This is a genomic window from Streptomyces beigongshangae, from assembly GCF_019710745.1.
Classification (GTDB): Bacteria; Actinomycetota; Actinomycetes; order Streptomycetales; family Streptomycetaceae; genus Streptomyces; species Streptomyces beigongshangae.
Map to the genome: position 1 here is coordinate 1 of NZ_JAHKJW010000095.1, position 21,091 is coordinate 21,091.

The 21,091-nt window shown below is 71.9% G+C and carries 17 protein-coding genes; 10 read left to right on the forward strand and 7 right to left on the reverse strand.

The window, feature by feature from the left end; translation table 11 throughout:
* Positions 1-110: 110 nt before the first annotated feature.
* Positions 111-1,259 carry an RNase adapter RapZ gene (gene rapZ / locus KM933_RS36685; protein WP_221361173.1) on the reverse strand — a complete coding sequence of 383 codons (1,149 nt, stop codon included), beginning with the start codon at positions 1,257-1,259 and terminating at the stop codon, positions 111-113.
* Complete coding sequence (uvrC, locus tag KM933_RS36690) at positions 1,256-3,328, reverse strand: excinuclease ABC subunit UvrC (RefSeq protein ID WP_221361175.1); 2,073 nt, start codon at positions 3,326-3,328, stop codon at positions 1,256-1,258. Before uvrC ends, rapZ begins: the two co-directional genes overlap by 4 nt.
* 232 nt (positions 3,329-3,560) lie before the next feature.
* Here uvrC and KM933_RS36695 point away from each other — a divergent pair, with 232 nt between their 5' ends.
* The 4 genes from KM933_RS36695 to KM933_RS36710 all read left to right on the forward strand — a co-directional run bounded on the left by KM933_RS36695 (position 3,561) and on the right by KM933_RS36710 (position 7,354).
* Entirely contained in the window at positions 3,561-3,734 is a 174-nt protein-coding gene (locus tag KM933_RS36695) for a hypothetical protein (protein WP_221361178.1), read from the forward strand.
* A 554-nt stretch (positions 3,735-4,288) separates the two neighbouring features.
* Positions 4,289-5,236, forward strand: coding sequence for a hypothetical protein (locus KM933_RS36700; protein ID WP_221361181.1), 948 nt, complete (start codon positions 4,289-4,291; stop codon positions 5,234-5,236).
* 178 nt (positions 5,237-5,414) lie between these two features.
* Positions 5,415-6,446, forward strand: coding sequence for a LacI family DNA-binding transcriptional regulator (locus tag KM933_RS36705; RefSeq protein WP_221361183.1), 1,032 nt, complete (start codon positions 5,415-5,417; stop codon positions 6,444-6,446).
* Positions 6,443-7,354: a carbohydrate kinase family protein gene (locus tag KM933_RS36710; protein ID WP_221361185.1), complete on the forward strand. Its 912-nt coding sequence runs from the start codon at positions 6,443-6,445 to the stop codon at positions 7,352-7,354. Before KM933_RS36705 ends, KM933_RS36710 begins: the two co-directional genes overlap by 4 nt.
* A gap of 97 nt (positions 7,355-7,451) precedes the next feature.
* On the opposite strand, the gene uvrA is transcribed toward KM933_RS36710, so the two are convergent.
* A complete protein-coding gene (gene uvrA / locus KM933_RS36715; protein ID WP_221361188.1) occupies positions 7,452-10,577 on the reverse strand; it encodes an excinuclease ABC subunit UvrA in 3,126 nt (1,041 codons plus the stop codon).
* A 224-nt stretch (positions 10,578-10,801) separates the two neighbouring features.
* On the opposite strand from uvrA, the gene KM933_RS36720 reads away from it, so the two are divergent.
* The 5 genes from KM933_RS36720 to KM933_RS36740 all read left to right on the forward strand — a co-directional run bounded on the left by KM933_RS36720 (position 10,802) and on the right by KM933_RS36740 (position 15,089).
* Positions 10,802-11,491 carry a maleylpyruvate isomerase family mycothiol-dependent enzyme gene (locus KM933_RS36720; RefSeq protein ID WP_221361190.1) on the forward strand — a complete coding sequence of 230 codons (690 nt, stop codon included), beginning with the start codon at positions 10,802-10,804 and terminating at the stop codon, positions 11,489-11,491.
* Between the two features lie 10 nt (positions 11,492-11,501).
* Complete coding sequence (locus KM933_RS36725; RefSeq protein WP_221361193.1) at positions 11,502-12,158, forward strand: MBL fold metallo-hydrolase; 657 nt, start codon at positions 11,502-11,504, stop codon at positions 12,156-12,158.
* Positions 12,159-12,556: 398 nt separating this feature from the next.
* The gene (locus tag KM933_RS36730; RefSeq protein WP_221361196.1) at positions 12,557-13,438 is read left to right on the forward strand and encodes an ABC transporter substrate-binding protein; all 882 of its coding nucleotides are present in this window, start codon (positions 12,557-12,559) and stop codon (positions 13,436-13,438) included.
* On the forward strand, positions 13,435-14,322 hold the full coding sequence (locus KM933_RS36735) for an amino acid ABC transporter permease (protein WP_221361197.1): 888 nt from the start codon (positions 13,435-13,437) through the stop codon (positions 14,320-14,322). Before KM933_RS36730 ends, KM933_RS36735 begins: the two co-directional genes overlap by 4 nt.
* On the forward strand, positions 14,319-15,089 hold the full coding sequence (locus KM933_RS36740; RefSeq protein ID WP_221361200.1) for an amino acid ABC transporter ATP-binding protein: 771 nt from the start codon (positions 14,319-14,321) through the stop codon (positions 15,087-15,089). The genes KM933_RS36735 and KM933_RS36740 overlap by 4 nt, the downstream gene beginning before the upstream one ends.
* Before the next feature lie 63 nt (positions 15,090-15,152).
* Here the strand turns inward: KM933_RS36740 and aroQ are convergent, their stop codons facing one another.
* Positions 15,153-15,626 (reverse strand): type II 3-dehydroquinate dehydratase, encoded by a 474-nt coding sequence (aroQ, locus tag KM933_RS36745; RefSeq protein WP_221361209.1) that lies wholly within the window; start codon positions 15,624-15,626, stop codon positions 15,153-15,155.
* A 204-nt stretch (positions 15,627-15,830) separates the two neighbouring features.
* On the opposite strand from aroQ, the gene KM933_RS36750 reads away from it, so the two are divergent.
* Entirely contained in the window at positions 15,831-17,108 is a 1,278-nt protein-coding gene (locus KM933_RS36750) for an MFS transporter (protein WP_221361221.1), read from the forward strand.
* 21 nt (positions 17,109-17,129) lie between these two features.
* Here the strand turns inward: KM933_RS36750 and KM933_RS36755 are convergent, their stop codons facing one another.
* The 3 genes from KM933_RS36755 to KM933_RS36765 form a co-directional block, all read right to left on the reverse strand.
* Positions 17,130-18,230, reverse strand: coding sequence for a calcium:cation antiporter (locus KM933_RS36755; RefSeq protein ID WP_221361223.1), 1,101 nt, complete (start codon positions 18,228-18,230; stop codon positions 17,130-17,132).
* A 110-nt stretch (positions 18,231-18,340) separates the two neighbouring features.
* Positions 18,341-19,354, reverse strand: a complete 1,014-nt coding sequence (locus KM933_RS36760) for a TerC family protein (RefSeq protein ID WP_221361225.1) — start codon at positions 19,352-19,354, stop codon at positions 18,341-18,343.
* Between the two features lie 345 nt (positions 19,355-19,699).
* Positions 19,700-21,091 (reverse strand): export associated protein (locus tag KM933_RS36765; protein WP_260334728.1); only part of this gene is annotated, 1,392 nt, incomplete at its 5' end.

Genomic DNA, 21,091 nt, shown 5'->3' on the forward strand with positions numbered 1-21,091 from the left:
GCGGGCCTCGGCGGGCTTGGCGGGTCCGGCGCCGCGGGCCCCGGCGGACCTGCCGCCGCGCCCGTCGGCGCCGGCCCGCCGCAGCCGGTCCAGCCGCAGAGAACGTCCCGTCATTCGCGGCCCATGTCCCGGTGGACGACGACCGTCTCCACTCCCTCGGAGACCAGGCGGGCGGCGAGCTTCTCCGACATGGCGACGGAGCGGTGCTTGCCGCCGGTGCAGCCGACCGCGATGGTCACGTACCGCTTGCCCTCACGGCGGTAGCCGGTCTGGACGAGGCGCAGCAGTTCGGCGTACCGGTCGAGGAACTCCTTGGCGCCGGGCTGGTTGAAGACGTACGCGGCCACCTCCTCGTTGAGGCCGGTGTACTGGCGCAGCTCGGGGACCCAGTGCGGGTTGGGCAGGAACCGCATGTCCACGACCAGGTCGGCGTCGACCGGCAGGCCGTACTTGAAGCCGAAGGACATCACGGTGGCCCGCAGCTCGGGCTCCTCCTCCCCCGCGAACTGGGCGTCCATCTTGGCGCGCAGCTCGTGCACGTTCAGGCTGGAGGTGTCGATCACCAGGTCGGCGTCGCCGCGCAGCTCGCGCAGCAGTTCGCGCTCGGCGGCGATGCCGTCGACGATGCGGCCGTCGCCCTGGAGGGGGTGCGGCCGGCGCACCGACTCGAAACGGCGCACCAGGGCGTCGTCGGAGGACTCCAGGAAGACGACCCGCCGGGTGACGTGCTTGGTCTCCAGGTCGGCGAGGGACTCGCGGAGGTTGTCGAAGAAGCGGCGGCCGCGGACGTCGACGACGACCGCGATCCTCGCCACGTTCCCCTGCGAGCGGGCGCCGAGCTCCACCATGGTGGGGATCAGCGCGGGCGGCAGGTTGTCGACGACGAACCAGCCCAGGTCCTCCAGACACTTGGCGGCGGTGGACCGGCCCGCGCCCGACATCCCGGAGATGATGACCAGCTCCGGGATGGCCGCCTCGGGGACGCCGGCCGTCTCGATGATCGTGCCCGTGTTCACTTCCGCTCCGTCTTCCCGCGCCGGTCCGCCGGCCGTAACGGTCGCACCGGTCACACCGGTGCGACCGGTCGTACCGGCCCCGTCGGCCGCATCGGCCGCCGTCCGCCGGGGGCGATTCTCGCGCGCTTCCCCGTGCGCCGTCCCGGCGTGGGCCGTGCGCGGTTCCCCGGTCGTGTCCGCGCGGGCCTCCCCGGCGTCCGCCGTACGCCGTGCCGCCGGTTCTTCCTGCTCGTGCTCGGTCATCTCTCCTGCCCCCGTCTTTCGTCCGGGGCGCCCGCGGACACGGGCTCCCCTGCGACGCCCTCCGCCGATCCGGGCGCCCCGTCCTGCGCGCGGTCCTCGTCCGCGTGGTCCTCGTCGTCTTCCATGATCTCTCCGGTCGCGGTGTTCACGGCGGGGGCCGCCGGGGCGGCCCGGGCGAACGCCACGGCGATCGCCTCGGCCGTCTTGCGGCCTATACCGGGAACCTCGCAGATCTGGTCGATCGTCGCGGATCGCAGTCTCTTCACCGAACCGAAGTGTTTGATCAGTGTCTGCTTGCGCGCCTCGCCGAGTCCCGGCACGTCGTCGAGCGGGCTCGCCCGGAAGCGCCGGGCCCGCTTGGCGCGCTGGTAGGTGATGGCGAAGCGGTGCGCCTCGTCGCGCACCCGCTGAAGAAGATAGAGCCCTTCACTGGTACGTGGCAGCACCACCGGATCGTCGTCGCCGGGCAGCCAGACCTCTTCGAGGCGCTTGGCGAGGCCGCAGACCGCGATGTCGTCGATGCCCAGCTCGTCCAGGGCCCGCTGGGCGGCGGCGACCTGGGGCCTGCCGCCGTCGACGACGACGAGCTGCGGCGGGTACGCGAAGCGCTTGGGCCGCCCGTCCTCCTCGGTGAGGGCGGCCTCGCCGTCGGCCCACTCGCCGGTCTTCTCCTTCTCGCCCAGGTACCGCCTGAAGCGGCGGGTGATCACCTCGTGCATGGACCGGACGTCGTCCTGGCCCTCGAAGCCCTTGATCTGGAAGCGGCGGTACTCGCTCTTGCGGCTCAGCCCGTCCTCGAAGACGACCATCGACGCCACGACGTCGTCGCCCTGGAGGTGCGAGATGTCGTAGCACTCGATCCGCAGGGGCGCGCTGTCCAGGCCGAGGGCCTCGGCGATCTCCTCCAGCGCGCGGGAGCGGGTCGTGAGGTCGGAGGCGCGCTTGGTCTTGTGCAGGCCGAGCGCGTGGAGGGCGTTGCGCTCGACCGTCTCCATGAGGGCCTTCTTGTCGCCGCGCTGCGGGATCCGGAGCGACACGTTCGACCCGCGCCGCCCGGTGAGCCACTCCTGGACGGGCTCCACGGGGTCGGGCAGCGCCGGGACCAGCACCTCCTTCGGTACGGAGTCGCCGGTCTCCTCCCCGTACAGCTGCTGCAGCGCGTGCTCGACCAGGCCCCCCGTGGTGACGGCCTCGACCTTGTCGGTGACCCAGCCGCGCTGGCCGCGCACCCGGCCGCCGCGCACGTGGAAGATCTGCACGGCGGCTTCCAGCTCGTCCTCGGCGAGGGCGATCAGATCGGCGTCCGTGGCGTCGGCGAGCACGACGGCGCTCTTCTCCATGGCCTTCCTGAGGGCCCCGATGTCGTCGCGCAGCCGGCCCGCGCGCTCGTACTCCATGTCCTCGGCGGCGTCCGCCATCTGCCGCTCCAGCCGGCGGATGTACGTCCCCGTACGGCCGGCCATGAAGTCGCCGAAGTCCTCCGCCAGCTCCCGGTGCTCCTCGGCCGTGACACGCCCGACGCAGGGCGCCGAGCACTTGCCGATGTAGCCGAGCAGACAGGGGCGGCCGGTCCGCTCCGCGTTGCGGAACACGCCCGCGGAGCAGGTCCGCACCGGGAAGACGCGCAGGAGGAGGTCCACGGTGTCGCGGATCGCCCACGCGTGCCCGTACGGACCGAAGTAGCGCACGCCCTTCTTCTTGTGGCCGCGCATCACCTGCACCCGCGGGAACCGCTCGTTCATCGTGACCGCGAGGTAGGGGTAGCTCTTGTCGTCGCGGTACTTGACGTTGAACCGCGGATCGAACTCCTTGATCCAGGAGTACTCCAGCTGGAGCGCCTCCACCTCCGTGGACACCACCGTCCACTCCACCGACGCGGCCGTGGTGACCATCGTGCGCGTCCGCGGGTGGAGGTTGGAGAGGTCCTGGAAGTAGCTGGCCAGACGCTGGCGCAGGCTCTTCGCCTTACCGACGTAGATCACCCGGCGGTGCTCGTCGCGGAATCTGTAGACCCCTGGCGAGTCGGGGATCTGTCCCGGCTTGGGGCGGTAGCTGGAGGGGTCGGCCATGTCTCCCACCCTACTGGCGGGGTGTGACAGCGCGGCGGCCCGCCGGACCCGACCGCGCGCCGACGGTTACGGCCGGCCGGAGATGGGCAATTCACGTGGACCGGGACCCGTTTCGGGGGCTGGCCGTGACGACACGAAGACAGTTCGGGGCAACGCTCGTACCAGTGCAGAAGCAGGTGGACGCGCCGCTCCGGACCAGGGCGTCGGGTCGATGACCGAAGGGCTGCGGAAGATGCGACAGACGCGGATCGAAAAGGCACGGCGATCGGTCCGGGTCCGCCCGTACCAGGACGAGGAGCAGTTCGGCGACGGCCTGCTGTCCGGTCTCGACCCCCGCGACCCGGACATCGTGCGCGCCAAGCGCCTGCGGTCGGCGGCGGCACGGCACGGCGGCTCCCGCGCCTGAGCCGGCCGCCCGGTTCATGCCGCCCGCCTTTCGGGGTGCTGCGGCGGCTGCACGGCGCGGGCGGCCGCGCCCGGGGTCGCCGAGGCCGGACCTGAGGCCCCTGTCCGCATCCACGTCTGCGTCTGTCTCTGTCTCTGCGTCTGCATCTGCATCTGCATCTGCGTCTGCATCTGCATCTGCGTCTGCGTCTGCGTCTGCGTCTGCGTCAGTCTCACGGTGGCGGGGGTGCCCCGCCCGGCCTGCCGCGCTCCTCCCGCGCCGCCGGACGCCGGCGGGCCCGACCCGGCCCTGAGCTGCCGCCCGGCCCCGCGCCCCCGGCCCCTCACCGGTCCTTGCCCCGCCACGCGGGGACCCCGTGGCATTCGGCCACCGGGACGGCGGACTTGCGCGTCAGGTGTTGTCCGGGCCTGATCAACAGGCTTCAATGCGGGATTACCCGGCCGCGAACCACGGCGTACGCATGTGCTCATTCCCTGCGCGCCGTCCGGGCGGCCCCCACGGACAGCGCGAACGGCCCGAGCAGCCGTTGTGAGCATTCAGAGAAAGGGCCCTGCATGCGACACGGCACACAGCACGCGGACGTCACCGCGGCGGAACTGGAGACGGCCCTGCGGGGCGGTCCCTTCCATGTCGCGCTGCGTGCCGCGATCACCGCCCGCGGACTGCCGCTGCAGCGCGTGCAGCACCATCTGACGCGGTACGGGGTCAAGGTCGGCGTGACGAGCCTGAGCTACTGGCAGCAGGGCGCCCGCCGGCCCCAGCGCGCCGAGTCGCTGCGGGCCGTGCGCGCCCTGGAGGAGATACTCCAGCTGCCGGACGAGTCGCTGATCCGCCTGCTCACGACGGCGGACGGCCTGGCCGCGGCGGAACGCCCCACGACCCGCTCGTACCGCTCGCTGGTCGAGGCGTCCGGAGCCCTGGAGAAGCTGCTGACCGAACTCGACTCACCGCTCGACGGCGGCCTGCTCGCCCTCGGCCATCACGAGCGGGTACGGATCGGCGCCCGGCGCGAGCTGCTGGGACGCGACTCCCAGCACATCGTGCGCGCCCGCAGGGAGGGGGTCGACCGCTATGTGGCCGTCCACCACGGCGACCCCGGCTGCGCTCCGGAGCGCATGACGGTGCACGCGCTGGAGAACTGCCGCACGGGACGCGTGCTCCGGCACCACGAGACCGGCGTGCTCGTGGCCGAGCTGCTCTTCGACACACGGCTGCGGACGGGCGACACCTTCCTGTTCCGCTACGGCGTCGAGGACGGCACGGCCGGCGCGTCCAGCGAGTACGTGCGCGGGTTCGGCTTCTCCGGCGGGCAGTACGCCCTTGAGGTGCGGTTCGCCGAGGGGACGCTGCCCGTGCGCTGCCACCGGTTCGCCCAGCACTCGGCGGCGGCGCCCCGCAGCGGCCGCCAGGAACTGCCGCTGAGCGGACGCCACCGGTCGGTCCACATGGTGGAGCAGCGGGTCCGGTCGGGGATCGTGGGCATCGGGTGGGACTGGGAATGAGCGGGTGAGCAGGTGAGCAGGTGAGCAGGCAAGCGGACGAGCGGTCGCGGGCCGGGGTGCCGCCTGGGTGCGGGTGCTGATGCACACTGTCGCGTAAACGCTTGCGCAAGCGTTTACGCGTCGCATGGGATGAGGTACCTTCGCGGGCGAGCAGTCGGACGCTTCCGAGGAGGGCGCCATGGCGACGATGGCCGACGTGGCCCGGCACGCGGGCGTGTCCGTCGCGACGGTCTCGCACGTGGTGAACGACACGCGTCCGGTGCTGCCGCACACGCGCCAGGCCGTGCTCGACGCCATCGAGACGCTCGGCTACACCCCGAACAGCCTGGCCCGATCGCTGGTCACCGCGCGTACACGGTCCATCGGGCTCGCGGTCTCGTCGATCAGCAATCCCTACTTCACGGAAATCCTCCAGGGCGTGGAGGCGGGTGCCCTGGAGCACGGGTACAGCCTGCTGATCGCCGATCCGCACGACGACCCGGTCCATGAGCGCAAGGTGGTCCAGCTCCTGCACGAGCGGCGGGTGGACGGCATGATCCTCGCGCCGTCCGCCCGGCCGCGGGAGCTGGTCGGCTACCTCGGGCGGCACGGCGTGCCGACGGTGTTCCTGGACCGGCTGGTCGACGGGGACCAGGCGCCCGGTCTCGTGTTCGACCAGGTGTGCGCGGAGAACGCCGAGCCCGTCGCCCGCCTGGTCACCCACCTGGCCGAACTGGGCCACCGGAGGATCGGCCTGGTCGCGGGCCTGCCGGGGCTCAGCACGACGAGCGAGCGGATCTCCGGTTACCGGCACGGCCTGGCGTACGCCGGGCTCGCGTACGACGAGCGGCTCGTGGTCCCCGGCAACTCCGAGGCGGCGGGCGCCGAGCGGGCGACCGGGACCCTGCTGTCCCTCTCCGCGCCGCCGACGGCGCTCGTCACGGCCAACAACGCGATGACCATCGGCGCGCTGCGGGCCGTGCGGGCGCGCGGGCTGTCGGTCCCCGCGGACCTGGCGCTGTGCTGCTTCGACGACTTCTCCTGGGCGGACCTCTTCTCGCCCCGGCTCACCGCGATCTCCCAGCCCAGCAAGGAGATCGGGACCCAGGCCGTGCGGCTGCTGCTGGAACGGCTGGACTCCCCCGGCCGTGCGGCCCGTACGGTCCGGCTGCCCTCCTCCTTCGTACACCGCACCTCGTGCGGCTGCCCCGAGAAAGGATCCGTCTCGTGATCGTCGTCGCCGGTGAGGCCCTGATCGATCTGGTGCCCAGTGAGAAGGGCGCACTCGCCGCGCTCGCCCCGCGCCGCGGCGGCGGCCCGTACAACACGGCGGTGGCACTGGGCCGGCTCGGCTCCCCCACGGCCTTCTGCTCCCGGATCTCGACCGACGCCTTCGGCGAGGCCCTGCTCGGCGGGCTGCACGAGGCGGGCGTCGACGTGGCGTCCGTGCAGCGGGGCGCCGAGCCCACGACCCTGGCCGTCGCGTCCATCTCGGCGGACGGCTCGGCCGGTTACTCCTTCTACGTGGAGGGCACCGCGGACCGGCTGTTCTCGGCGCCCGACCGGCTCCCGGACGGCACGCGGGCGGTGTCGTTCGGTACGTGTTCGCTCGTGCTGGAGCCGGGCGCGAGCGCGTACGAGGAGCTGATGCGGAGCGCTCACGAGCAGGGCGTGTTCACCGCACTCGATCCGAACATCCGCGCGGGTCTCATCCCCGACCCGGACGCCTACCGGGCGCGGTTCAAGAGCTGGCTGCCCTCGGTGTCGCTGCTCAAGCTCTCCGAGGAGGACGCCGAGTGGCTGGGCGGCACGCCGCGCGAGTGGCTGACCGCCGGTCCCTCGGCCGTCGTGATCACGCGGGGCGGCGACGGGCTGACCGCGTTCACCCGGGACGGCGGTGAGTACTCCGTGCCGGGCGAACGGGTCGACGTGGTCGACACGATCGGCGCGGGCGACACGGTGAACGCGGCGCTGCTGCATCGCCTCGCCTCCGGCGACGCGCTGTCCGGGGAGGCGGTGGCGGGCCTCGGCGCCGACGGGTGGGGCGAGCTGCTGCGGTTCGCCGCGCGGGCCGCGGCGATCACCTGCTCCCGCGCGGGCGCGGAACCGCCGTACGCCCACGAGATGGGCGCCCTCTGAGACGGAGCCGCGGTGCGCCGCGCCCCACGGGGTCTCCCGTGGGGCGCGGCGCACCGCGGCCGGCACCGGGCCGTACGGACCTGACCCGGGCCTTCGCTCAGACCTTCCGGGCCCGTGCCGTCTTCTTAGCCGGGGTCGCCTTCTTCGCCGAGGTGGCCTTCTTCGCCGAGGTGGCCTTCTTCGCCGGGGCCGCCTTCTTCGTGGCCGCGGTGGAGCCGGCCGCCGTGGTGCGGGCCGTCGCCGTCTTCCTCGTCGTCGATCCGGCCGCCGCGACCTTCTTGGCGGTGGCCTTGCCCGCGGGCTTCGCCTGCGGGGCGTCGCTGATGCGCTCGGCGCCCAGGACCTCCCGCAGGAACTTGCCCGTGTGGCTGGCCGGCACCCCGGCGACCTCCTCGGGCGTGCCCTCGGCGACGACGACGCCGCCGCCCGCGCCGCCCTCGGGACCCATGTCGACGACCCAGTCCGCGGTCTTGATGACGTCGAGGTTGTGCTCGATGACGATCACCGTGTTGCCCTTGTCGACCAGGCCGGACAGCACGACGAGCAGCTTGCTGATGTCCTCGAAGTGCAGACCGGTGGTCGGCTCGTCCAGGACGTACACCGTGCGCCCGGTGGACCGCTTCTGGAGTTCGCTGGCGAGCTTCACCCGCTGGGCCTCGCCGCCGGACAGGGTCGTCGCGGACTGGCCGAGCCGGACGTAGCCGAGGCCGACGTCGTTGAGCGTCCTGAGGTGGCGGGAGATCGCCGGGACCGCCTCGAAGAAGTTCATGGCCTCCTCGATCGGCATGTTCAGGACGTCGGCGATGGACTTGCCCTTGTAGTGGACGTCCAGGGTCTCCCGGTTGTAGCGGGCACCGTGGCAGACCTCGCACGGGACGTACACGTCCGGGAGGAAGTTCATCTCGATCTTGATCGTGCCGTCGCCCGCGCAGTTCTCGCAGCGGCCGCCCTTGACGTTGAAGGAGAAGCGGCCGGGCAGGTAGCCGCGGACCTTCGCCTCGGTGGTCTCGGCGAACAGCTTGCGGACGTGGTCGAAGACACCGGTGTACGTGGCCGGGTTCGACCGGGGGGTGCGGCCGATGGGCGACTGGTCGACGTGCACGACCTTGTCGACGAGGTCGTCGCCCGCGACGCGCGTGTGGCGGCCGGGGACGCTCCTGGCGCCGTTCAGCTCGCGGGCCAGGTGCGTGTACAGGATGTCGTTGACCAGGGTCGACTTGCCGGAGCCGGAGACACCCGTGACGGCCGTGAGGATGCCCAGCGGGAACGACACGTCGATGTCCCGGAGGTTGTTCTCGCGGGCGCCGTGCACCGTGAGCTGCCGGGAGGGGTCGCGCGGACGCCGGACCTCGGGCAGCGGGATGGCCTTCCTGCCGGACAGGTACTGGCCGGTCTGCGACTCCTCGTTGTCGAGGAGTTCCTTCAGGGAGCCGCTGTGCACGACGTGGCCGCCGTGCTCGCCCGCGCCGGGGCCGATGTCGACGATCCAGTCGGCGACCTTGATGGTGTCCTCGTCGTGCTCGACGACGATGAGCGTGTTGCCCATGTCGCGCAGCCGGACCAGGGTCTCGATGAGGCGGTGGTTGTCCCGCTGGTGCAGGCCGATGGACGGCTCGTCCAGGACGTACAGGACGCCCACGAGGCCGGAGCCGATCTGGGTGGCCAGCCGGATGCGCTGAGCCTCGCCGCCGGAGAGGGTGCCCGCGGCGCGGTTCAGCGAGAGGTAGTCGAGGCCGACATCGACCAGGAAGCGCAGCCGTTCGTTGACCTCCTTCAGGACGCGCTCGGCGATCTTCTTGTCGCGGTCGTCGAGCCTCAGCTCGCCCAGGAAGTCCGCGCAGTCGCTGATGGACATGGCGGCGACCTCGGCGATGGACTTCTCCATGACCGTGACCGCGAGGACGACGGGCTTGAGGCGCGTGCCCTCACAGGTGGGGCAGGGCACCTCCCGCATGTAGCCCTCGAAGCGCTCGCGGCTCGTGTCGCTCTCGGCCTCGGTGTGCCGGCGCTTCACGAACGGGACGGCGCCCTCGAAGGGCGTGGTGTACACGCGCTCCCTGCCGTAGCGGTTGCGGTAGCGGACCTCGATCTGCGTCTTGTGTCCGTGCAGGAGCGCCTTCTTGGCGCGCTGGGGCAGACCGGCGAAGGGGATGTCGGTCCGGAATCCCAGCGCGTTCGCCAGGGCTCCGGTCAGGCGTCCGAAGTACTCCTTGCTGTGCCCGTGCGACCAGGGGTGTATGGCGCCCTCGTCGAGGGACTTGTCCGGGTCCGGGACGATCAGCTCCGCGTCGACCTCCATGCGCGTGCCGATGCCGGAGCACTCGGGGCAGGCGCCGAAGGGCGAGTTGAAGGAGAAGGAGCGGGGCTCCAGCTCCTCGAAGGACAGGTCGNAGGGCGAGTTGAAGGAGAAGGAGCGGGGCTCCAGCTCCTCGAAGGACAGGTCGTCGTACGCGCAGTACAGGTGCTCCGAGTACATCCGCTCGCGCTCGGGGTCGTCGGCCGGGAGGTCGACAAAGTCGAGCACGACCATGCCGCCGGAGAGGCCGAGCGCGGTCTCCACGGAGTCGGTCAGGCGGCGCTTGGCGCCCTCCTTGACCGTGAGGCGGTCGACGACCACCTCGATGGTGTGCTTCTCCTGCTTCTTCAGCGTGGGCGGCTCGGTGAGCTGGATCGTCTCGCCGTCCACCCGGGCCCTGCTGTACCCCTTGGTCTGCAGGTCGGCGAAGAGGTCGACGAACTCTCCCTTGCGCTCGCGCACGAGCGGGGAGAGCACCTGGAAGCGGCTGCCCTGCGGCAGCTCCAGGACCTTGTCGACGATGGCCTGCGGCGACTGGCGCGAGATGGGGCGTCCGCACTGGGGGCAGTGCGGCTTGCCGATGCGCGCGAAGAGCAGCCGCAGGTAGTCGTAGACCTCGGTGATGGTGCCGACCGTCGAGCGCGGGTTGCGCGAGGTCGACTTCTGGTCGATGGAGACCGCCGGGGAGAGACCTTCGATGAAGTCGACGTCCGGCTTGTCCATCTGGCCGAGGAACTGCCGGGCGTACGAGGACAGCGACTCCACGTAGCGCCGCTGCCCCTCGGCGAAGATGGTGTCGAAGGCCAACGAGGACTTGCCCGACCCCGACAGGCCCGTGAAGACGATGAGCGAGTCGCGGGGGAGGTCGAGCGAGACGTTCTTGAGGTTGTGCTCGCGCGCTCCACGGACGATGAGACGGTCGGCCACGCCGGTCCGCACCTTTCTTGAGGGAAGTGACAGGGGCGGGGCCCCCGTCTTCTCCAGACTAGGGGGAGCCACTGACAACGCCGGTTCGGTTCGCCTCGATGGGAACAATCCCGGGCTTCCAAGAATGCCCGGCGCCGCCACCGAACCTTATGGCACGTGTATTCGAATTACGGAGATTTCCCGCCACCTTCACCCGGACGTGTGGCGCGGCTATCGTCGGACGCATGAACGATCATGTGCGCGACCTGGTGTCTGTACGTGACGCGACCGAACGGCTGCTCAACGCAGTGGCCGCGCTGGACGACACCGGTGTGACGGAACCGTCACGACTGCCCGGCTGGAGCCGTGGCCATGTCCTGGCCCACCTCGCCCGCAACGCGGACGCCCTCGTGAACGTCCTGGAGGGGCGGCCGATGTACGTCTCCGCCGAGGACCGGGACGCCGATATCGAGCGGGACGCCCCCAGGCCCCTGCGGACACACCTCGCCGACCTGCGCGACAGCGCGGCGCGGTTCCACGGGGTCTGGTCCGGGCTCGCCGACTGGTCCCGCGTCGTGGAGCTGCGCAACGGGGTCACCGACACCGCGGCCCGGGTGCCCTTCCGGCGGTGGATCGAGGTCGAGCTGCACCATGTGGACCTGGGGATCGGGTACGAACCGGAGGACCTGCCGCCGGATTTCGTCGAGCGGGAGATCGTCTTCCTCGCTGACCGCTTCGCCGGGCACCCCGGGGTCCCGCCCACGCGCGTCACCGACGGTGCGCGCGCGTGGCGCACGGGACGCGACGGCGAGGAAGGTCCCGAGGTCACCGTGACGGGCCCGGCGCCCGCGCTGCTCGGCTGGCTCGCCGGACGCCGGGACGGAACCGCCCTGCTCGTCGAGGGCGGACCCCTTCCCGTACTGCCCCCGCTATAGGCTGACCGGCATGACTTACAGCGGAGCGGTGAAGGTCGGCGGCCCTGCGGACGTGCACGAGCTGCGGGACCTGATGATCTCCAAGGTCGCGGTCGGTCCGATGGACAACAACGCCTATGTGCTGCGCTGCCGGGCCACGGACGAGCAGCTCCTGATCGACGCGGCCGACGACGCCGGGACGCTGCTCACGCTGATCGGCGCCGACGGGATCGCGTCCGTGGTGACCACGCACCGGCACGGCGACCACTGGCAGGCCCTCGCGGAGGTCGTGGCGGCCACGGGCGCGCGCACGTACGCGGGGCGGGACGACGTCGAGGGCATCCCCGTCCCGACGGACGTACCTGTCGCGGACGGCGACACGATCCGGGTGGGTCATGTGGAGCTGACCGCGCGCCATCTGGTGGGGCACACGCCCGGCTCGATCGCGCTGGTCTACGACGACCCGCACGGCCACCCGCACGTCTTCACGGGCGACTGCCTCTTCCCGGGCGGCGTGGGCAACACGGGCAAGGACCCGGTGGCCTTCGCCCGTCTGATCGACGATGTGGAGACCAAGGTCTTCGGCACCCTGCCGGACGAGACCTGGGTCTACCCGGGCCACGGCAACGACACGACGCTGGGCGCGGAGCGGCCCCACCTGCCGGAGTGGCGCGCACGGGGCTGGTGAGCCGGCCCGCCCCGCGCCCTCCGGGGCGCGGGGGACGGTGTGCCCGACGTCCCGCGCGCCCCGTGTGAACCGAGCACTCGCAGCGCTGTCCTGCGCGCGCTTCCCGCACCAGGGGCCGCGCTGTCCACTGGTGGCGGTTCCGCACGGGGTGACGGCTCCCGCGTGGACGGGTGGCCGGCCTTTCGATTCCTGCCCTCGGGCCGGCGGCCCCGCCCGGCGGTGGTGGCCGACGTCCGGCGGCCACCGCTTCCGGGCGCCGCTTCCGGGCGCCCCTTCCGGGCACCGTCGGAGGCCGTCGGTGTCGCGCCGGTTCACAGCGCCGCAACACCCGTTCCCACTCCGTGGGAAATCGCGCCGTGTCCTCGACAGCCGGGCCCGCGCCCTGCCACTCTCCCGCCATGCATCCTGCCCGAAGCGTCCCTCGCGGGACCGTGCCCGCCGTCACCGCCGCTCTGCTCGCCGTCGCCTTCGCCGCCGGCTGCGGTCCGCAACCGGAGGAGGAGGCGGCCGGCAGGCCCTCCGCCTCCTCGTGCGCCGCGGGCGGGCTGGACACCGAGGTCTCCGGGAAGCTGACCGTCGCGACGGACGAGCCCGCGTACGAGCCGTGGTTCGAGGACGGCAGGCCCGCCAACGGCCGGGGATTCGAGTCGGCCGTCGCGTACGCCGTGGCGAAGCGGCTCGGCTACGACGAGGGTGACGTCGCCTGGCGGACCGTGCCCTTCAACAAGGCCTTCGCACCCGGCGAGAAGACCTTCGACTTCGACATCAACCAGGTGTCGATCAGCGACGAGCGCAGGAAGGCCGTCGACTTCTCGTCCGGCTACTACGACGTGCGCCAGGCCGTCGTCGCCATGAAGGACTCCAGAGCCGCCGGGGCGACGGGCATCGCCGACCTCAGGCGCGTCAGGCTGGGCGCCCAGGTCGGCACGACCAGCCTGGACCACATCGACGACGTGGTGCGGCCGACCCGGGCGCCGGCCGCGTACGCGAAGAACGACCAGGCCAAGTCCGCGCTGCGGAACGGCCAGGTGGACGCCGTCGTCGTCGACCTGCCGACCGCCTTCTACATCACCGGCGCCGAGGTCACCGACGCGAGGATCGTCGGGCAGTTCGAGAACCGGGGCGGGACCCCGGAGCAGTTCGGGCTCGTGCTGGACAAGGGCAGCGCGCTCACCCCGTGCGTGACGGACGCCGTGGACGCCCTGCGCGAGGACGGCACCCTCGCCGCCCTGGAGAAGCGGTGGCTGTCCGACGCCGTCGACGTGCCGGTACTCAGGTGACGGTCGCGAGGGAGGAGCCGGGCGCGGACGCGCGCGACACCTACGTCCCGTCGTGGCGGCGGATCGAGCGGGAGCGCCACAAGCGTTCCCGTGCCCGCCGCGCGACGGCGGTCGCCGCGCTCTCCACCCTGGTGACCGGCGTCGTCCTGTGCCTCGTCGTCGTCGGCGCGCCGGGCTGGCCGCGCACCAGGGAGACGTTCTTCGACGCGCGGTACGCGCGCGAGGCGTTCCCCGTGGTCCTCGAAGGGCTGTGGCTGAACGTCCGGCTGCTGCTGGCGTGCGGCGTCGCGGTCCTCGTCCTCGGTCTGCTGATCGCCGTGGCCCGCACGCTGCGCGGTCCGGTGTTCTTCCCCCTGCGGGTGCTGGCCGCCGCGTACACCGACTTCTTCCGCGGTCTGCCGCTGATCATCAACCTGATGATCGTCGTTCTGGGGGTGCCGGCCCTGCGTCTGCAGGGCATCACGGTCGATCCGGTGCTGCTGGGCGGCGCGGCGCTCACGCTGACGTACTCGGCGTACGTCGCCGAGGTGTTCCGCGCCGGCATCGAGTCGGTCCATCCCTCGCAGCGTGCCGCGGCGCGCTCGCTCGGGCTGAGCAACCGTCAGACGCTGCGGTACGTGGTGCTCCCCCAGGCCGTACGCCGCCAGGTGCCGCCGCTCCTGAACGACCTGGTGTCCCTGCAGAAGGACACCGGGCTCGTCTCGATCGGCGGCGCGGTCGACGCGGTGCGCGCCGCGGACATCATCGTGGGCCGCAGTCTCAACTACACGCCGTACGTCGTCGCGGGGCTGGTCTTCGTCGCGCTGACCGTCCCGATGACCCGCCTCACCGACTGGGTCACGGCGCGGATGAACCGCCGGCAGGCACAGGGAGGGGCCGTATGAGCGGGACGACCGGCGACGACGCCGCACCCGTGCTGCGCATGGAGTCCGTCCGCAAGACCTTCGGTGGTTCGGTCGTCCTGCGCGACGTCGACCTGGAGGTCGCCCCGCACACGGTGACGGCGCTGATCGGCGCCTCCGGTTCCGGCAAGTCGACCCTGCTGCGCTGCGCCGGCCTCCTGGAGGAGATCGACGACGGCGCCGTCTGGCTGGACGGCGAGGAGATCAGCGACCCGCGGGCCGACCAGGACGCGGTGCGCCGCCGCATCGGCGTGGTCTTCCAGGCGTACAACCTCTTTCCGCACATGAGCGTCCTGGAGAACATCACGCTGGCCCCGCGGCGCGTGCACGGCGTCCCCCGTGCGCAGGCACGGGCGCACGCCCGCGAGCTGCTGGACCGGCTCGGGCTCGCCGACAGGGCCGATGAGTATCCCGACCGGCTGAGCGGCGGCCAGCAGCAGCGGGTCGCGATCGTCCGCGCCCTGGCCGTACGCCCCCGGCTGCTGCTCCTCGACGAGATCACCGCCGCGCTCGACCCCGAACTCGTGGGAGAGGTGCTGGGCGTCGTCCGGGACCTGAAGGACGACGGTCTGACCATGGTGCTGGCCACGCACGAGATGGGCTTCGCCCGCGATGTCGCGGACCAGGTCTGCTTCCTCGACGGCGGGGTCGTACGGGAGCGCGGCACGGCCGAGGAGGTCTTCGGCGAGCCGCGCGAGGAACGCACACGGCGCTTCCTGCGGCGCGTCGTGGAGCCGGGACGGCTCTGAAACGGTCGGTACGTCCAGGACCGTACGCCCAGGCCCGTACTCCCCGGACGGCACCCGGTGCCGTCAGTCCTTCGTCCGCCCCGCCCCCGCCAGCGCCGCGATCCGCTCCACCCCGAACACGTACCCCTGCACGCCGCATCCCGCGATGACGCCGTCGGCGCGCAGGGAGACGTACGAGTGGTGCCGGAACTCCTCCCGCCGGTGGATGTTGGAGATGTGGACCTCCACCACGGGCATGCCGTCACACGCGTTGAGGGCGTCCAGGATCGCGACGGAGGTGTGCGAGTAGGCGCCCGGGTTGATCACGATCCCTGCGTGGCCGAGGCGTGCCTCGTGGATCCAGTCGACCAGCTCGCCCTCGTGGTTGGACTGCCGGAAGTCGACCGTGCCCCCGTGCGCGGCCGCCGCCCCGGCACACAGCGCCTCGACGTCGGCGAGCGTGTCGGAACCGTAGATCTCCGGCTGCCGCCGGCCCAGGAGGTTCAGATTGGGCCCGTTGAGAATCATGACGGGGGCGCTGGCGAGGGTGCGGGGCACTGTTCCTCCGGTCCGGTCGAATGGCTCGGTCCGTCCAGGACCGCTGCTCGGACCCGGTTTATCACGGTGCCGTGCCGCGGCCCCGGGTCCCGCACGCTCCCGTAACCCACGGTGACCGGGGGCAGTTGACGCGGCATGCACCGTGTACGCACAGTAAAGTCCCCGAAGCCTCTGAAGTCCTCGCAGCCGCCGCAGCCCCCTTCCATGGTGCGGCTCGCGGCCGCCGCGCTCGCCGGGACGGCCATCGAGTTCTACGACTTCTTCGTCTACGGGACGGCTGCCGCGCTCGTCCTCGGTCCGCTGTTCTTCCCCACGTTCTCGCCGGTCGCCGGGACGCTGGCGGCCTTCGGTACGTTCGCAGCGGGGTTCGTCGCGCGGCCCCTGGGCTCGGTCCTGTTCGGACACGTCGGGGACCGGCACGGACGGCGGCCCGTGCTCGTCGCGTCCCTGCTGCTGACCGGCGCCGCGACCGTCGCCGTCGGCTGCGTGCCGACGTACGGCTCCATCGGCGCGGCCGCTCCCCTGCTGCTCCTCGTGCTGCGTTTCCTGCAGGGGCTCGGGCTGGGCGGGGAGTGGGGCGGGGCGGTGTTGCTGACCGCCGAGCACGCGCCCGCCGGCCGCCGTGGACTGTGGTCGAGCTTCCCCCAGGTCGGGCCGGCGCTGGGCTTCGTCCTCGCCAACGGTGTGATGCTCGCCCTCTCGGCGACGCTGACCGAGGCGCAGTTCGCTTCCTGGGGCTGGCGGGTGCCGTTCTGGGCCGCGGGTGTGCTCGCCGCCGCCGGGCTGTGGCTGCGCTCCTCCCTCGCCGAGAGTCCTCGCTTCCTCGAACTGCGGGAGCACGCGCGCGTGCCGCTCGCCGAGGTGGTCCGCGGCCACTGGCGGCTCGTGCTGCTGACGGCCGGGGCGCTCGCGGTCGGGTACGCGCTCTTCTACACGGTGACGACCTGGTCCCTCGCCTACGCGACCGAGCGGCTCGGGGTGAGCCGGACCGTCATGCTGGCCTGCATCATGGCGGCCGTCGTGGTGAAGGGCGCGCTCACCCCGCTGGCGGCCGTCCTCAGCGACCGCTACGGGCGACGGCCCCTGTGCCTGGCCGGCTGCGCGGCCGCCACCGTGTGGATGTTCCCGATGATCGGGCTGCTGTCGACGGGCGAGCCGCTGCTGATGTTCCTCGGGTTCCTGGTGGCGCTGATCGCGTTCGTGACGATGTTCGGCGTGGTCGCCGCGTATCTGGCGGAACTGTACGAGCCGCGGGTGCGCTGCACGGGTGCGGCGGTGGGCTACAACCTGGGCGGGGTGCTCGGCGGCGCGCTCACCCCGATCGTGGCGACGGCGCTCGCCGACGGGAGCGGGCGGGTGCCGTGGGGTGTGGCCGCCTATCTGACGGGCGTCGGGCTGCTCAGCCTCGGCTGCTTCGCCCTGCTCCCCGAGACCCGGCCCGCCGACGCGGACGCGGTGGCGGCCGAGCCGGTCACGGGCTGAGCGGGACCGTCCTCGCGGCGTCTACGGGTTGATCGCCAACTCCAGGTACGCCGCGAACAGCACCAGGTGCACACCGCCCTGGAGCGGCGTCGCCCGGCCCGGAACCACCGTGAGGGAGCTGACCACGACGGTCAGCGCGAGCAGCACCATGTGAGTGGAGCCGAGGCCGAGGACGAGCGGGCCGGAGAGCCAGACGGACGCGACGGCCACGGCCGGGATGGTCAGGCCGATGCTCGCCATCGCCGAGCCGAGGGCGAGGTTCAGGCTGGTCTGGACGCGGTCGCGGCGGGCGGAGCGCAGTGCGGCGATCGTCTCGGGCAGCAGGACGAGCAGGGCGATGATCACACCCACCACGGAGTGCGGCATTCCGGCGCCCTCCACTCCGGACTCGATGGTGGGCGAGACGCCCTTGGCGAGACCGACCACGCCGACGAGGGCCAGGCCGAGGAGTCCCAGGCTGGTCATCGTGGTCCGGAAGGAGGGGATGCCGGCGTGGTCGTCGGCGTCGATCACCGCGCCCTGCCGGGTGACCGGCAGGAAGTAGTCGCGGTGCCGTACGGTCTGCGTCGCCACGAACAGGCCGTACAGGACGAGCGAGGAGACGGCGGCGAAGGTGAGCTGGGCCGTGGAGAACTCCGGCCCCGGCTTGCTGGTCGTGAAGGTCGGCAGCACCAGGCTGAGGGTCGCCAGTGTCGCCACGGTCGCGAGGGCGGCGCCGGTGCCCTCCGCGTTGAAGACGGCCAGGCCGTGCCGCAGCGAGGCGACGAGCAGGCTCAGGCCGACGATGCCGTTGCAGGTGATCATCACGGCCGCGAAGACGGTGTCGCGGGCCAGCGTGGCGCTCTTGTCCCCGCCGTCCGCCATGAGGGTGACGATCAGTGCCACCTCGATGATCGTCACGGCCACGGCGAGGACCAGCGAGCCGAAGGGCTCACCGACCCGGTGGGCGACCACCTCGGCATGGTGGACCGCGGCCAGTACGGCGCCGGCCAGCACCAGCGTCACCAGGGCGACGACCACGCCGGGCAGCCCCCGGCCCCAGGTGAGGGCCAGCAGGACGATCGCGGCCACCGGCACGACGGCCGTCCACCGGGTCACGAGCGTCCGAAGCCGAACGAGCATGCAGCGATCGTCGCAGGCGTCCGCGCGCCCCGCACCCCGGCGGGCGCCCCGCACACGGGAGAGCACCGGGAGCGGTGCTCCCGGTGCTCGTTGTCCCCGCGTCAGACGGGTCAGACGTCGATGCTGTCCTTGTCGGACCCTTCGGCCTTCTGCACGCCTTCGGCCGTCCGCGCCTTCTCGGCCTCCTGCTTCCTGGAGGCGATCAGGCTGGTGATCGTGGTGACCACCAGGACGGCGCAGATCACGCCGAGGGAGACCGGGATGGAGATCTCCGGCACATGGACGCCGGACTCGTGCAGCGCGTGCAGCACCAGCTTGACGCCGATGAATCCGAGGATGACCGACAGGCCGTAGCTGAGGTGGACCAGCTTCTTGAGGAGTCCGCCGATCAGGAAGTACAGCTGCCGCAGGCCCATCAGCGCGAACGCGTTGGCCGTGAAGACGATGTACGGGTCCTGCGTCAGACCGAAGATCGCGGGGATCGAGTCGAGCGCGAAGAGCACGTCGGTGGTGCCGATCGCCAGCATGACGACCAGCATCGGGGTCATGACCCGCTTGCCGTTCTGCTGGATCCACAGCTTGGTGCCGTGGTAGCGGTCGGCGACACCGAAGCGGCGCTCGGCTGCCTTGAGCAGCCGGTTCTCCTCGAACTCCTCGTCCTCGTCGTCGGCGCGGGCTTCCTGGATCAGCTTCCACGCGGTGTAGATCAGGAACGCGCCGAAGATGTAGAAGACCCACGCGAAGCTCGCCAGGATGGCCGCGCCCGCGGCGATGAAGATCGCTCGCAGGACGAGGGCTATCAGCACGCCGATGAGCAGCACGCGCTGCTGGTACTGCGTGGGAACCGCGAACTTCGCCATGATCAGGACGAAGACGAAGAGGTTGTCGACGCTCAGCGACTTCTCGGTGATGAAGCCGGCGAAGAACTCTCCGGCGGGCTGGCCGCCGGAGAAGAGCAGCAGCCCGAGTCCGAACAGGGCCGCCAGGACGATCCAGACGACCGTCCAGATTCCGGCTTCCTTGATCGACACGTCGTGCGGTTTGCGGCCGATGAAGAAGTCGACCCCGATGAGGGCCGCCAGGCCCACGATTGTCAGGACCCAAAGGGTCACGGAAACATCCACTGCGCCTCCGGCAGTACGTAACGGCAAATGTCAGCGTCGTCGCTGCCGGAGGTCTCTTCCACCCGATGTGCCCGGGCGCGTGATGCGCTCGTGCACTTCGGGCCGACGCCCCGGGATCTGGCCTGATCCGTATTGACGGGTACGCCGCAGTAGGTAGGGAGTACTCCCCTCCGCACGAACGACAGTACCCCAACCACCAAGGAAAGGTAAAGAGATTGGTAAAAGAAAAGCCAAGTTGGCTGGTCAGGCTCGTTGACCAACTCTTGGGAAAGCACAGAGGTCCGCCAAGGGCGGACCTCTGTGACTCCGTGCGGCGGCTCCTGGCGGTGTGCCGGGCGGCGGCTCTCAGCGGTTCCAGGCGCGACGGGCGGCCGACACCCGGGTGAGGACGTGCTGCAGCACCTGACTGCCCGGCGGCACGTGCGAGGGGTCGTAGGTCCACGTGTGCCCGACCCACGGGTCCGCGAGGTGGTCGTCGGGCACCGGTGTGAGCCGGAGCAGCGAGCGCCACAGCGGGTCGAGCAGCGGCCCGTAGGCGGCGGCGTCCTCCCGGTCGGCGACCAGCATGAGGTGCACCCCGACGGCCGGCCCCTCGTCCGCGAGGTAGCGCAGCCGGGTCACGGCGCGGTCGTCGAAGCCGTGCGGGAAGTCGTTGACGATCAGCAGCTGCTCGGCCGGGTCGAGGTCGGGCGGCAGGGAGTCGGCCGCGCCGCCCCTGATGGCCATCTGCACCAGGTCGACGCGCTGGGTCAGCCGGGTCAGTACGTCGTTCACCCCCGCGGCGCCGGCGGCGGGCGGTGCCGCGAGCACTCCGGTGCTCACGAGCGGCGCGAGCGACGAGGCCGCCGAGCCCGCCGCGTCGATGACGTGCACGGTGTACTCGCCCGCCGGGTAGACGGCGAGCAGCCGGGCCGCGTGGGCCACGGCCGTGTCCATGGCGAGGCGGCGCAGGTCGTCGGAGTCGGCGATCGAGCCCTCGAAGGACCCGGTGCGGCCGCTGTCGATCCACAGACCGCGCTCCAGCGGCAGCCGCACCAGCATGGGGATGCTGAGGCCGGCGCTCTCGGGCAGGTGCAGGTCGCCCAGGCGCAGGGCCATGGGGATCTCCATCGGTACCCGGTAGGCGTGCCAGGCGGGGTTGTCCCAGCGGGCGAACGCGGGCGGCAGGGCGGGCTCGACGACCTCGGCCTCGGCGGTGAGCTGGGCCAGGTCGCGGTCGAACGCCTGCCTGGCCCGGTCGATCAGCTCGCCGTGCTTGGCGCGGGCCGCCTCGCGGGCGGCGTCGCCCTGCCCGCCCATCCGGCTGCGCGGGTCGGACAGGACCTTGTCGAGCTCCTGCTCCATGCGCGACTCGGCGAAGTCGACGGCGCTGCGGTAGGCGGCGGCGGTGCGGGCCAGGTCCTCGAACATGCCCCACACCTGGTTGTACAGGCGCTCTTCCATGGACCAGCCGGTCGCGTCGCCCGCCACGGGCCGGGCCGGCTGTCCCGGCCGGGCCGGGGGTGCGGCCGGCGGGGGCGGAGGCGGCGCGGCGGTCTGCCGACCCGGATGGCTGTAGTTGACGGGGCCGCCGGTTCCGGACCCGGCGGGCTGGGGCACGGCGGACGGGTCCGCCGGTGCGGAGGCCGCGGGACAGCCGGACTGCGGTGCTCCGGCACCGGCGCCGGGCGCCGTGGACCCCTGTCCACCGGGGTGCCCGTGCTGGGGCGCCGCCGGGCCGGGCGCGCCCTGGGCCGT

Coding starts and splice junctions, on each gene's coding strand:
- KM933_RS36720 (WP_221361190.1), top strand. CDS start 10,802: ATGAACGATCATGTGCGCGACCTGGTGTCTGTACGTGACGCGACCGAA.
- KM933_RS36750 (WP_221361221.1), top strand. CDS start 15,831: ATGGTGCGGCTCGCGGCCGCCGCGCTCGCCGGGACGGCCATCGAGTTC.
- KM933_RS36705 (WP_221361183.1), top strand. CDS start 5,415: ATGGCGACGATGGCCGACGTGGCCCGGCACGCGGGCGTGTCCGTCGCG.
- KM933_RS36695 (WP_221361178.1), top strand. CDS start 3,561: ATGCGACAGACGCGGATCGAAAAGGCACGGCGATCGGTCCGGGTCCGC.
- KM933_RS36740 (WP_221361200.1), top strand. CDS start 14,319: ATGAGCGGGACGACCGGCGACGACGCCGCACCCGTGCTGCGCATGGAG.
- uvrC (WP_221361175.1), bottom strand. CDS start 3,328: ATGGCCGACCCCTCCAGCTACCGCCCCAAGCCGGGACAGATCCCCGAC.
- KM933_RS36725 (WP_221361193.1), top strand. CDS start 11,502: ATGACTTACAGCGGAGCGGTGAAGGTCGGCGGCCCTGCGGACGTGCAC.
- KM933_RS36730 (WP_221361196.1), top strand. CDS start 12,557: ATGCATCCTGCCCGAAGCGTCCCTCGCGGGACCGTGCCCGCCGTCACC.
- rapZ (WP_221361173.1), bottom strand. CDS start 1,259: ATGACCGAGCACGAGCAGGAAGAACCGGCGGCACGGCGTACGGCGGAC.
- KM933_RS36755 (WP_221361223.1), bottom strand. CDS start 18,230: ATGCTCGTTCGGCTTCGGACGCTCGTGACCCGGTGGACGGCCGTCGTG.
- KM933_RS36700 (WP_221361181.1), top strand. CDS start 4,289: ATGCGACACGGCACACAGCACGCGGACGTCACCGCGGCGGAACTGGAG.